The organism is Pseudomonas sp. 39004 (genome assembly GCF_028682155.1).
Lineage (GTDB): Bacteria > Pseudomonadota > Gammaproteobacteria > Pseudomonadales > Pseudomonadaceae > Aquipseudomonas > Aquipseudomonas capeferrum.
The window spans coordinates 15,720-27,804 of sequence record NZ_JANIAG010000068.1; the positions used below are offsets into that span (position 1 = coordinate 15,720).

At 64.7% G+C, this 12,085-nt stretch carries 13 protein-coding genes; 4 read left to right on the plus strand and 9 right to left on the minus strand.

The genetic code is table 11. From position 1 onward, the window contains the following. Positions 1–66: 66 nt before the first annotated feature. From NP534_RS13720 to NP534_RS13755, 8 genes are all read right to left on the minus strand, one after another. Positions 67–411, minus strand: coding sequence for a cupin domain-containing protein (locus tag NP534_RS13720; protein ID WP_003251579.1), 345 nt, complete (start codon positions 409–411; stop codon positions 67–69). A gap of 195 nt (positions 412–606) precedes the next feature. Next, positions 607–1,539 carry a phosphatidate cytidylyltransferase gene (locus NP534_RS13725; protein ID WP_033702976.1) on the minus strand — a complete coding sequence of 311 codons (933 nt, stop codon included), beginning with the start codon at positions 1,537–1,539 and terminating at the stop codon, positions 607–609. A gap of 1 nt (position 1,540) precedes the next feature. Then, on the minus strand, positions 1,541–2,164 hold the full coding sequence (locus tag NP534_RS13730; protein WP_033702968.1) for a lysophospholipid acyltransferase family protein: 624 nt from the start codon (positions 2,162–2,164) through the stop codon (positions 1,541–1,543). A 10-nt stretch (positions 2,165–2,174) separates the two neighbouring features. Continuing rightward, positions 2,175–2,606 (minus strand): hypothetical protein, encoded by a 432-nt coding sequence (locus NP534_RS13735; protein WP_274099060.1) that lies wholly within the window; start codon positions 2,604–2,606, stop codon positions 2,175–2,177. Then, positions 2,603–3,931, minus strand: coding sequence for a phosphatase PAP2/dual specificity phosphatase family protein (locus tag NP534_RS13740; protein ID WP_274099061.1), 1,329 nt, complete (start codon positions 3,929–3,931; stop codon positions 2,603–2,605). The genes NP534_RS13735 and NP534_RS13740 overlap by 4 nt, the downstream gene beginning before the upstream one ends. Next, positions 3,928–5,685, minus strand: a complete 1,758-nt coding sequence (locus NP534_RS13745; protein ID WP_274099062.1) for a bifunctional alpha/beta hydrolase/class I SAM-dependent methyltransferase — start codon at positions 5,683–5,685, stop codon at positions 3,928–3,930. Before NP534_RS13745 ends, NP534_RS13740 begins: the two co-directional genes overlap by 4 nt. Positions 5,686–5,715: 30 nt before the next feature. Continuing rightward, positions 5,716–6,321: a CDP-alcohol phosphatidyltransferase family protein gene (locus NP534_RS13750; RefSeq protein WP_274099063.1), complete on the minus strand. Its 606-nt coding sequence runs from the start codon at positions 6,319–6,321 to the stop codon at positions 5,716–5,718. Positions 6,322–6,402: 81 nt separating this feature from the next. Next, positions 6,403–7,302 (minus strand): LysR family transcriptional regulator, encoded by a 900-nt coding sequence (locus NP534_RS13755; protein ID WP_274099064.1) that lies wholly within the window; start codon positions 7,300–7,302, stop codon positions 6,403–6,405. Between the two features lie 77 nt (positions 7,303–7,379). On the opposite strand from NP534_RS13755, the gene NP534_RS13760 reads away from it, so the two are divergent. After that, positions 7,380–8,144: a sulfite exporter TauE/SafE family protein gene (locus NP534_RS13760; RefSeq protein ID WP_274099065.1), complete on the plus strand. Its 765-nt coding sequence runs from the start codon at positions 7,380–7,382 to the stop codon at positions 8,142–8,144. On the opposite strand, the gene NP534_RS13765 is transcribed toward NP534_RS13760, so the two are convergent. After that, complete coding sequence (locus NP534_RS13765; protein ID WP_274099067.1) at positions 8,134–8,448, minus strand: putative quinol monooxygenase; 315 nt, start codon at positions 8,446–8,448, stop codon at positions 8,134–8,136. The genes NP534_RS13760 and NP534_RS13765 overlap by 11 nt on opposite strands. A gap of 194 nt (positions 8,449–8,642) precedes the next feature. Between NP534_RS13765 and NP534_RS13770 the strand changes: the two genes are divergently transcribed. The 3 genes from NP534_RS13770 to ggt all read left to right on the plus strand — a co-directional run bounded on the left by NP534_RS13770 (position 8,643) and on the right by ggt (position 12,005). Next, entirely contained in the window at positions 8,643–9,233 is a 591-nt protein-coding gene (locus tag NP534_RS13770; RefSeq protein ID WP_274099068.1) for an NAD(P)H-dependent oxidoreductase, read from the plus strand. 90 nt (positions 9,234–9,323) lie between these two features. Beyond that, the gene (locus tag NP534_RS13775; protein ID WP_274099069.1) at positions 9,324–10,220 is read left to right on the plus strand and encodes a LysR family transcriptional regulator; all 897 of its coding nucleotides are present in this window, start codon (positions 9,324–9,326) and stop codon (positions 10,218–10,220) included. A 117-nt stretch (positions 10,221–10,337) separates the two neighbouring features. Continuing rightward, a complete protein-coding gene (gene ggt, locus NP534_RS13780) occupies positions 10,338–12,005 on the plus strand; it encodes a gamma-glutamyltransferase (RefSeq protein WP_274099070.1) in 1,668 nt (555 codons plus the stop codon). Positions 12,006–12,085: the final 80 nt, after the last annotated feature.

The window sequence follows — 12,085 nt, forward strand, 5'->3', positions numbered from 1 at the left end:
TCCGCGATTTTTTTTGCCCAGGATTTACGGGTGCTGAAGGTGCCCTGCGCAAGCAGGGCTTGGCAATCAGGCGAAAACGAAGTACTTGCGCACGGTCTCGACCACTTCCCAGGTGCCTTTCATCCCGGGCTCGATCACGAACACATCACCTGCCTTCAGGTGCTTCGGCTCTTCGCCTTCCGGGGTGATGATGCAGTAGCCATCGAGGAAGTGGCAGAACTCCCACTTGTCGTAGTTGACCTCGAACTTGCCCGGGGTGCAGATCCAGGTGCCCATGATCTTGCTGCCGTCGGCCGACAGGTAGGCATTGAGGTTGACGGTGTGCGGATCGCCGCCGATGCGCTTCCACTTGGTGGCGTCCACGACCGGCGTCGGGCAGGTCTCGCGCAGGACGGTGATGAAATCGGACATGGCACAACTCCTGGTGACTGGATGAATGACCCGTCACCATAGGGCTATCGGCCGAGCCGCAGTTGCCTGGGCTCGACGTCCAGGTGCCTGACCGCGCTATATCTGGTCTTCCGAGGGTTTACGCGGCACTTGTAGGCGCTGGCTTGCCTGCGATGGGCCGCATAGCGGCCCCGGCGTGTCAGAGCCCTTCATTGCTCAAGCCCACCAGTACCGCACGAAGTGAAAGAACACCGGCGCCGCAAAGCACACCGAGTCCATCCGGTCGAGCATGCCGCCGTGGCCTTCGATCATGTGCCCCCAGTCCTTCACCCCACGGTCACGCTTGATCGCCGACATCACCAGCCCGCCAAAGAAGCCCATGGCGTTGACGGTCAGGGCCATCAGGGCCGCCTGCCAGAAGTTGAACGGGGTGATCCAGCACAGCAGGGCGCCGATCAAAGTGGCCAGTGCCACGCCACCGACCAGGCCTTCAAGGGTTTTCGAGGGGGACAGGTTGGGCGCCACCTTGCGTTTGCCGAACAGCTTGCCGCACACGTACTGCAACACGTCGCTGATCTGCACCACCAGGATCAGCCAGGCGATCAGCAGCAAGTTGCGGCCCTCGAAGCCCGGGATATCGAGCGTCATCAGCGCGGGCACGGAAGAGACGCAGTACACCGCGATCATCAGGCCCCACTGCACCTTCGATGCGCGCTCCAGGAAGCGTGTGGTATCGCCACCGAAGCTGGCCAGGATCGGCAGCAGCAGGAACAGGTACACCGGGATGAAGATGCTGAACAGGCCGTACCAGTCCATGGCAATCAGCAGGTACTGCACCGGCAGCGCCACATAGAACGCGGCGACCAGCGCCGGGTAGTCGCTGCGCCGGGTCGGGGTCAGCGTCATGAACTCGCGCAGGGCGTAGAACGACACGCCATAGAACAGCACGATCACGCCGTACTTGCCGAATACGAAGGCGATGCCGATCACCAGCACCATCACCCACCAGGCGTTGATGCGGGCATTGAGGTTGTCGATCACCGCATGCGGCGCCGGGCCGGCACGCCACTTGAGCAGTCGGCCGATCACGCTGGCGAGTAGCAGCAGGGCGCCGATGCCGGCGAACAGGGAAAGTGTGTTGTCATCCATGTCAGGCATCCTTCGGCGCCAGGTTCAGCAGGGCCTGGCTGGCCCGCTGCAGAAAGGCCTGCTTGCTTTCATCAGCGTGCAGGTTCAGGGGTTCGCCGAAGCTCAATGTGCACAGCAGCGGCAATGGCAGGGCGCGGCCCTTGGGCATGACCCGGTTGAGGTTGGCGATCCACACAGGCACCAGCTCGACCTCGGGGTTGGCTGCGGCCAGGTGGAACAGCCCGCTTCTGAACGGCATGAGCGGTTCGTCGCCAAGGTTGCGGGTGCCCTCCGGGAAGAAGATCAACGAGTCGCCTTGGGCCACCGCTTCGAGTATTGGCTGCAGGGGGCTGCCTTGGCCTTCTGTGCGCTGTCGCTCGATCAATATGCCGTTGAAGACTTTGCGGATGAGAAAATCGCGGATGCCGGGCTTTGCCCAGTAGTCGGCTCCGGCCACTGGGCGGGTGCGCTTGCGCAGGGGTTCTGGCAGCGACGCCCACAGCAGTACGAAGTCGCCGTGGCTGCTGTGGTTGGCGAAGTAGAGGCGTTGCACCGGCAACGGCGTGCAGCCGAGCCACAAGGCACGGGCACCGGTGATCAGCCGGGCGGCGGAGGTGATGACGAAGGCGGTCAGGGTCGCAAGCATGGGGCGGTAGTCATCCGGTAAAAGGCAGTGTCAGCAGGGTAGCCAAGGTCAGCGACAGTTGCAGGCCCAGGCACGCCGCCTGACGGCGCAGCAGGGCCAGCGCGGCGTGGCTGCGGGTGAGCCAGTCGCGGCTGTCGGTGACGTGCGGTTTGAGGTTGAGGTCGAACAGGGCGCGGTCCAGGGCCTGGGTGTCGGCTGGCAGGTCAGGGCTGCTGGCGAGGCGGGCGAACAGCTCGGCGTCCAGCGCGACGCGGATGGCCCAGTACTTGTGCAGCACACCCAGCACCAGCAACACGGCGCACAACAGGCTGGCCAGGGCAGGCAGTTGTGCGCCCAGCAAGGGTGCCAGGCCATAGCCAAGGGCCAACAGGGTGATGCCGTCCGACAGGCGCTCCAGCTGACGGCCACGGGCCAGCAGGCTGGCGATCAGGTGCAGGCTCATCGCTGTGCGCCTAGCCGTTGCAGCACCTGCCGATGGGCGGGGTGCAAGACCACGCCAGGGCGGGCTTGGCGAACCCGTTGCTCGGCTTGCTCTGCGTCGGGGCAGCGGCCAGTGAGCAGTAGCCACGCCGCCACGGCGCTGGCGCTGCGCGAGTAACCCAAGGCGCAGCAGACCAGCAAGGGGCCTTGAGGGCGCAGTTGCTCGATGGCGGCGGCGGCGTCGTGCAGCAGGGTGCTGTCGGGGGCGATCAGGTCCAGGGTGGCGAGCGCTTGATAGCCCTGCTGCGCGAAGGGGCCAGTGCCGGCCGAACGGCGCGGCAGCTCTGCGCAAAGGTCGACGACGGCAGCGAACTGCCCACCTTCGCCACGCCCTGGTAGCCGCCCCAGGAATACACCGTCACATACCGCGTCTGGCTGCGGATGGCGCCAGGTCCATAGCCGTGAGTTGATCCACGCCCCGATCAGGTAGGGCGCCATCAGCCAGGAGGCAGCAGCCGACAAGCGCCCCTCCGTGTCTTTCTGAAAACCGCCGGCACCGAACACGCTGTAGTTCAGCGCCACCAGCAGCAGCGCCACGCCAGGCCATGCCAACCACAGCCATGCGCCACCTGCCGTGAACACCGCCAGCGCGCACAGCAACGCCCCCAAACCGTAGTAGAGCGCCAGCCGCCAGCGTTTGCGATCGCGCGCCAGCCGCGCCTGCTGCCACGGCAACAGCCCTTGGCGCGGCCATAGCCACAGGCAGACAAACCCTGCCAACGCGCCGGTGGGCACGTCGATGAAATGATGCTGCCAAGTCGTCAGCACCGAGACGCCGATCAGCGTCATCCAGCCGTGCATGGCCCAGCGCCAGGGCTGGCGGTGCACGTGCCGGGCGAACATCGCCCAGATGATCACCAGCAAGGCGATATGCAGCGATGGCGCCTGGTTGTAAGGCTTGTCGAAGCCCATCAGCACATCGAACAACCCGCCGTACAGCCCACCTATTTCCGGCCGTTCGAAGGTGAAGCGCAGCGGCCAGAGCAAGAAGCAGCTCACGCTGATCACCTGTGCCGTGAGCAACGCCAGGGCATGCCGGTCCATCTCCCGGCGGGTGCGCGGCAGCAGGAACGACAAGCCATACAGCAGGTCGATCGACCAGTACGGGATGATCGTCCACGGCCACAGCGGCATGTGCTGTTCCCAGCCGAACACCAGGCTGCCGACATCACTGCGCCCGGCGGTGTGGGTGTTCACCAGCCCATAGCTGAGGAAGAAGAACGGCCCCAGCAGCAGGAGCCAGAGCACGCCACGGCGGATCAGCCCGGGCTCACGCGGTGGGTTCATTCACGCACCCGTTGCGCCAGGCTGACGCTGAAGATGCCCCATTCGTCGATGCGCTGGGCCAGCTTGCGAAAACCTGCCGCTTCGACCAACTGGTCCATCTCTGCCTGGCTGCGCCGGCGCATTACCCACGCTTCGCCGCCGCGGTGGCTGGTCAGGGCGCGGGCGATCATTTCCAGTTGCGGGTGCCAGGGCTGGCCGGTGTAGACCAGGTAACCGCCCTCTTCGACGGCATCGGCCAGGCCGGCGAGGGAGTTGCCTACCTGGGTGTTGCTGGGGAACAGTTCGTACAGCCCGGATACCACCGCCAGCGTAGGGCCTGGCTGCAGCGCCGCGAGGCTGGCGCGGTCGAAGGCATCGCCCTGGACGAAGCGGGCAACCTCGGCCAGGCCTTTTTCGGCGATCAATGCGCTGCCTTGTTGCACGTTCAGCTCGCTGTAGTCGCGCAGCAGGATCGAGTCTGGCAGTTGTTCGAGGTCCTGCAGGGCTTCGAGGATGTAGCGACCATGGCCGGCGGCGATGTCGACGATATGCACCGGCCGTTGCTGCGCGCGCAGGCGGGTGATGGCCTCGCGTAGCAGCGCTTCGACGTGCACTTTGCGCTGGCGTATGCCGCGCCAGCCAATGGCGTCGAGGTAGTTGCGGTCGATCATGCGGCCCAGCTTGCCTTTGCCTGTGGCCTGGTTGCGGTAGACGTAGTCGAGGGTGCTGCCGGAGTCGAAGCCGGTGTCGAACCCCAGCTTCACGCCTTCGGCCAGCCCTTGGCCAAGGCGCAGGCCGGCGCGGGTGGCACGCCAGTAGAGGTCGCGGGGCGAGTTGCGCGGCAAGGGCGCGGCCAGGCTCTCGGCCTCGGCGCAGCTGGCGCCGACCTTGTCGGCATCGAGCAGCGAAGGGGCCTGCACAGGGCTGTCGAAGCAATGCTCGACGAAGCGCTCGATACGCCTGAGCGCATGGGCGCGGTCACGTTCACCGAGGGTGTCGTGGAAGAAGCCTGGGAGGGTGTGCATTTCCTTGCGGGCGCTGCCCAGGCGCTCGAAGAAGCGCACCTGCGGTTTGCGCTCGACCACCAGGTCGGCACCCGAGACCAGCAGCTGGGTCGGCACCTGGATCGCCTGGGCGTCCGCCACTACGCGGTCGGCCGCGTCGTACAGGCCCAGCAGCATGGTCACCGAAATCGGCCGGCTGATCAGCGGGTCGGCCACATACGACATGACCCGCTCGGGGTCGTGGGTGAGCAGGCGCGGCTTGACGTAGCTGTTGACGAAGAAGTTGCCGCGCACGGCCTTGAGCAGTTTCAGTCCAGGGCGTGCGAAGGGCACGTACAGCTTGACCTTGAACGCCGGCGAGGCCAACACCAGGCAGCGCACCTTGGGCGCGTAGTCGTGCGCCCAGGTGGCGATCAGTACGGCGCCGACGCTTTGCGCCAGCACCACCATGTCCTGCTCGGCGATGCCATGCACGCTCTGCAGATGTTCGATGAAGGTCTGCACATCGCGCACGCTGGTGGCGAACCCCGGGCTGTCGCCGCGGGCACCCGGCGACTGGCCGTGGCCGCGGGCATCCCAGGCAAAAAAGTCGTAGCCCGGCATGTCCAGTTCGTCGGCCAGGTGGGCCATGCGCCCGCCGTGTTCGTGGCCACGGTGGAACATCACCACGGCACGGCGTGGCTGGTGTTCGTTGCGGGTAGCGGGCCAATGACGGTAGTGCAGCTCGACACCGTCATGGGTGGAGAAATGCAGCGATTGCGCTTGGCGCATGGCGAGAATCCTTGTCCGGCGGCGATGGGCTCAGTGGGCTTCGGCCAGCCCTCGGCGAACCCGGTTGTAGAGGGTATAGAGCGAGAGCGCGAAGATGACCAGCAAGAGGCCGTTCAGCCAGTTGGCGTCGAGCAGGCCGAAGGCTACGCCGGTGCCCAGCACGCCGAAGGCAAATGCCCGGTCGCTTTTGCCCATCGGCCCGTCGTAGCGCCTGGATGCGCCTGCCAGCGGGCCCATTACCCCGGCGTATTCGCTCACCGTGGCGCTCAGTACCACCAGCACCACCAGGCTCGGCCAGACGCCGGCCAACAGGGCGAAGGGCAGGTAAAGCGCAGCGTCGGCGATCACGTCGCACAGTTCGTTGAGGTAAGCGCCGAGCCTGGATTGCTGGCCGAATTCGCGCGCAAGCATGCCGTCGACGGCATTAAGGGCCATGCGCAGCAGCATCCACACCGGGATCAGCATGAACAGCCAGGTGATGTGGCTGAGGCCTACCAGCAGCAGGCCCAGCAGGACCGACACCAGGCCGGCGGCGACGGTGACCTGATTGGCGGTGACGCCGCGCTCGTGAAGGCGCTTCACGCCGGGGCGGAGCAGGGCCTGGAAGCGGGGCTTGAGCTGGTAGATCGATGGCACTGGAAACTCCTTTTCTTGGTGCAGCCTGATTGTGGGCAAAGACCCAGCCTGGCGGCAAGCGCGGTCGCCAAATTTGCGCGCCTACACAACCGCGCTGGGCCGGCTGGTCAAGCGCCTGACCAAACCTGCGGCATACCCCGGCAATGCGGCGAAGTCCCGTGCGCACACCAGCAGCCGGCGATTGGCCCAGCTCTCGTGCAGCGCCACCCAGTGCAGCGGCAGCAGCCCTTGCCAGCGCTTCACCGAAGCCAGTGGCACCACCCCCACCCCCGCGCCCCCCGCGACCATGCGCAGCACCCCATCGAAGCCATCGGCCCGCACCCGTACGCGCATTCGCCTGCCCTCACGCAGTGCCTGTTCCTCCAGGTACAACGCCAAGGCGCTGTCAGCCCCCAGCCCGACATGGCCATGGGCGAGGCTGTCGATGAAGCTCGGGGCAGGGTGCGCTGCCAGTGGGTGCTCAACGGGGGTCACCAGCACCAGCGGGTCATCGCGAAACGGCAGTGTCTGCAGATGCTCACTGGGCGCTGCGCTCGAGATGATCCCCAGGTCCGCCATGCCCTGGGTGATCGATTGCACGATGTGCAAGCTCGGCAGCTCCTGGACATCGACACTGACGGCGGGATGGTCGGCGAGGTAGCAGGCCAACAACTCGGGCAGGTATTCGGTCAGCGCCGCCGTGTTGCACAACAGCCGTACCTGGCCTTGCAGGCCCTGGGCATAGTGGGCCAGGTCGAACTGCAGGCGCTCGACCTGCTGCCCGATCAGCCGGGCATGTTGCAGCAACGCCTGGCCGGCTGGGGTCGGCTGTACGCCTCGGCGATTACGCGCGAGTAGCGGTGTACCCAGGGAGGCTTCCATGGCGCGGATACGGGCGCTGGCAGCGGGCAGCGACAGGTGGCTGCGGCGCGCGCCGGCAGTAATGTTGCCGCACTCCAGGGTGTGCCGGAAAAGCGCGAGGTCAATCAGGTCGAAGTGCATGTGCCTCTGTCCTGGCGATAGTCTGGCTGAGTATATGGCAGATTTTCAGCCAGCCAGCCGCACGCCATCATGGCCACATGAATACCGTGATCGCGTTCTATCAGACTCTCGGCCCGGCATTGACTTTGCTGGTGGTGATTACCTTCCTGCTGGCAGGCACCGTCAAAGGTGTCATCGGCCTCGGGCTGCCGACCATCGCCATGGGGCTGCTGGGGCTGGCTATGCCGCCCGCGCAGGCTGCCGCCTTGTTGATCGTACCTTCGACCCTCACCAACCTCTGGCAACTGGCGGCCGGGGGCCATCTGCCGGCGCTGCTGCGGCGGCTGGGGCCAATGCTGGCGATGATCTTCGTCGGCACCCTGGCCGGCAGCGCCTGGTTGGGCATCAACAGCGGCCCCTGGGCGGTGCATGCCCTTGGCGCAGCGCTGGTGGCCTATGCCGTGTATGGGCTGATCGGCCCGGGGCTGAGCGTGGCGCACAGGCGGGAGTGGTGGCTGGGGCCGATCTGCGGGCTGGTGACAGGCGTGGTAACGGCGGCTACCGGGGTGTTCGTGATGCCGGCAGTGCCCTACCTGCAAAGCCTGGGTTTGAACCGTGACGAGATGATCCAGGCGCTTGGCCTGGCGTTCACGGTCTCGACCGTGGCATTGGCCCTGGGCCTGGCCGGGCAGGATGCCCTGGGCGGCCAGGCGCTGGGTGCGTCATTGCTGATGCTGGCGCCAGCGCTGGTGGGCATGCTGGCGGGCCAGTGGTTGCGCCAGCGCATCAGCGCGGCGCTGTTCAAACGCTGCTTCTTCATCGGCCTGGTCGTGCTCGGCGGCCATTTGCTGATCAACGGTTAGCAGAGGCGGCGCTGAGCATGTCGATCAACTGGACATCGAATTCGCGCTCCAGGTAGTCCATGCGCTTTTCGAAGAACGCGGCCATGTGCGGCAGGGCCGAGTGCACATCCAGTGCCGCCTTGTCTGCCCACACCTCGTAGAACACGAACAGGCTGGGGTCGGCCTTGTCGCGCAGCATGTGGTACTCGATACAGCCCGCCTCCTGGCGGCTTGGCTCGACATAGGCGCGGAACAAAGTTTCGAAGGCTTCGGCCATTTCCGGGCGGGTCTTGGCTTTGAGGATAAAAGCGTACTGCTCGCTCATGGATCGCTACTCGCTGGTGAATGATGAAACGATTCTAAGGCAATAATGGCTTGGTCATTCGTGATTTCAAATCAAATGTATTTTGCCTCATGCCTGCTTTTTCCCACGTCTGCGACTCCCTAATCTGCCGGTCATCCATTTGACTCGATCAAGGCTATCAGGCCTCGGATCGACATCGACACATCGAGGCCAGCATGAAAAAGATCCTTTTGCTCAACGGCGGTAAACAGTTCGCTCACTCCGATGGCCGCCTCAACGCGACCCTGCACGAAGCGGCGCTCGCTTATCTGGACCGTGCCGGTTTCGACGTGCGCCACACCTTCATTGACGGTGGCTACGACGTGCAGGAGGAGGTCGAGAAGTTCCTCTGGGCAGATGTGGTGATCTACCAGATGCCCGGTTGGTGGATGGGCGCACCGTGGACGGTGAAGAAGTACATCGATGATGTCTTCACCGAAGGGCACGGCAGCCTGTACGCCAGCGACGGCCGGACCCGCTCGGATGCTTCGCAGAAGTACGGCAGCGGTGGCCTGATCCAGGGCAAGCAGTACATGCTGTCGCTGACCTGGAATGCCCCGCAGCAAGCGTTCGACAACCCTGGCGATTTCTTCGAGGGCAAGGGTGTGGACGCCGTGTACTTCCCGTTCCACAAGGCCAACCAGTTCCTCGGCATGACCGGGTTGCCGACCTTCTTGGCGGTGGATGTAATGAAGCGCCCGGATGTACCAGCGGCGTTGTCCGCTTATGAAGCGCACCTGGGCAAGGTGTTTGGCAAGGCCGCGTAAGCGCCTGTGACAGGGGCTGCACAGTAGCCCCTTGCACAGACCCCACTGACCCGCTATCTATCACCGCACACTCCAGCCAAGGCCAAGCGCGTGAAAACCCGATCCGAAGAACTCCAGGTATTCGTCGCCGTGATCGACTGCGGTTCGATCTCTGCCGCTGCCGAGCAGATGGGCCAGACCCCGTCCGCCGTCAGCCGCACCCTGTCGCGCCTGGAGGCCAAACTCGGCACCACCCTGGTCAACCGCACCACCCGGCGCATGGACCTGACCGAAGAAGGCCGCTTCTTCCTGGCGCGCTCGCGGGTGATCCTGGAACAGATGGACGAGATGGAAGAGCGCCTGTCGATGAACCGCCAGACTGCCACCGGGCGCCTGCGCATCAACGCCGCCGCGCCATTCATGCTGCACGCCATCCTGCCCTGGATCGGCGAGTTCCGCCGCCAATACCCCGGCATCGAGCTGGAGCTCAACACCGACGACCTGATCATCGACCTGCTGGAGCAAAGCACCGATGTGGCGATCCGCATCGGTGAGCTGGCCGATTCCAGCCTGCACGCCCGCAACCTGGGCTGCAGCCCGGTGCAGGTGCTGGCCAGCCCCGCCTACCTGGAACGCCACGGCACGCCGCAGCACGTCGAAGACCTGGCCAACCACTGCCTGCTGGGGTTCAGCCAGCCTGAGTCACTCAACCACTGGCCGTTGCGCCATGCCCAGGGCGACCGCTGGGCGATCCGCCCCGCGCTGATCGCCTCCAGCGGCGAGACCCTGCGCCAGTTGGCCCTGGCCGGGGAGGGCATCGTCAGCCTGTCGCACTTCATGACCCACGAAGACATCCGCAGCGGCCGCCTGCAGGTGCTGCTGGGCGATGCCAACAACGGGTACCGTCAGCCGATCCATGCGGTGTATTACCGCAACACCCAGCTGGCGCTGCGCATCCAGTGCTTCCTCGACTTCATCCAGCGCAAGCTGGCGATGTACGCCTGCTGAGTTGCCTGAACGCGACAAATGCTGCCCAAAGGCGGCGAAACTTCCTACGTTGGATTGCGCAGTCGACGCGCTTCGGCCTTACTGACTGATCAACAAAAACAACACCAAGGAAGTGTCATGCGTATTGTCCTGTTCCAGTCCATGGCCCTCGGAGCCGCTATCCTGAGCTGTTCCTCAGTCTTTGCGGCCACCCTTGAGGGTGGCGCGGTGGCCGCGCCCGATCAATATGGCGCACAGGTGGCCGCCGATATTCTGAAAAAAGGCGGCAACGCCGTGGACGCCGCCGTGGCAACGGCATTCACCCTGGCGGTGACCTACCCTGAAGCCGGTAACATCGGCGGCGGTGGCTTCATGACCCTGTTCGTCGACGGCAAACCCTACTTCCTCGACTACCGCGAAGTGGCGCCCAAGGCCGCCAGCCGCAACATGTACTTGGACGACAAGGGCGAAATGATCGAGAACCTGAGCCTGGTTGGCGTGCGCGCCGCCGGCGTGCCCGGCACGGTGATGGGGTTGTGGGAGGCGCACCAGAAGTTCGGCAAGCTGCCCTGGAGCGAGTTGCTGACCCCGGCCATCGGTTATGCGAAAAACGGCTTCAAGATCGCCGAAAAGCAGTACCAGTACCGCAACGATGCCCAAGGCCTGTTCAAGACCGCGACCAATTTCAACGACTATTTCGGCACCATGAAAGTGGGCGAGCTGTTCAAGCAGCCCGAGATGGCCCAGACCCTCGAACGCATTGCCGACAAGGGCGTGAGCGAGTTCTACCAGGGCAAGACCGCCGACCTGCTGGTGGCGCAGATGCAGGCGGACAAAGGCCTGATCACCAAACAAGACCTCAAGGACTACAAGGCCGTCTGGCGTGAGCCGATGGCCCTGAGCTGGCGTGGCAACGTGGTCTACACCGCGCCGCCGCCAAGCTCTGGCGGTGTGGCCCTGGCCCAACTGCTGGGTATCAAGGAAGACCGTGCGGCGGACTTCAAAGGCGTCGCGCACAACTCTGCGCAGTACATCCACTTGCTGGCCGAGATCGAGAAGCGCGTGTTCGCCGACCGCGCCGACTACCTGGGTGACCCGGCGTTCACCAAGGTGCCGGTGGATCAATTGATTGCCAAGGATTACCTGGCCAAGCGCGCCGCGCAGGTCAACCCCAAGGCCATTTCGGCAACCGACGACGTCAAGCCGGGCCTGGAGCCGCACCAGACCACGCACTTCTCGATCGTCGACAAGCAGGGCAATGCGGTCAGCAACACCTACACCCTCAACCTCGACTACGGCAGTGGTGTGGTGGTCAAGGGCGCCGGCTTCCTGCTCAATGACGAGATGGACGACTTCAGCGCCAAACCGGGGGCGGCCAATGCCTTTGGCGTGGTCGGCGGTGATGCCAACGCCATCGAGCCCGGCAAGCGCATGCTGTCATCCATGAGCCCAAGCCTGATGACCCGCGATGGCAAGGTCGAGCTGGTGATCGGCACGCCGGGCGGATCGCGGATCTTCACATCGATCTTCCAGGTGATGAACAACCTGTACGACTACGGCATGCCACTTGAGAAGGCGGTGGCTGCACAGCGTGTGCACCATCAGTTGCTGCCCAAGGACACCCTTTATTTCGACAGCTATGCACCGCTGACCGGGCCGGTAGCGGACGACCTGAAGAAAATGGGTTACGTGCTGGAAGACCAAGGCTGGGAGATGGGCGATATCCAGGCCATTCGGGTGAACGGGGCGAAGCTTGAGACGGCGTCGGACCCGCGTGGGCGCGGGGTGGGGATGGTCGTCAAGTAACATCTGCCAGGGTGCCGGGGAGCCCTTTCGCGGGGCAAGCCCGCTCCCACAACCTGAAAGTTTGTGGGAGATCGGAAGAG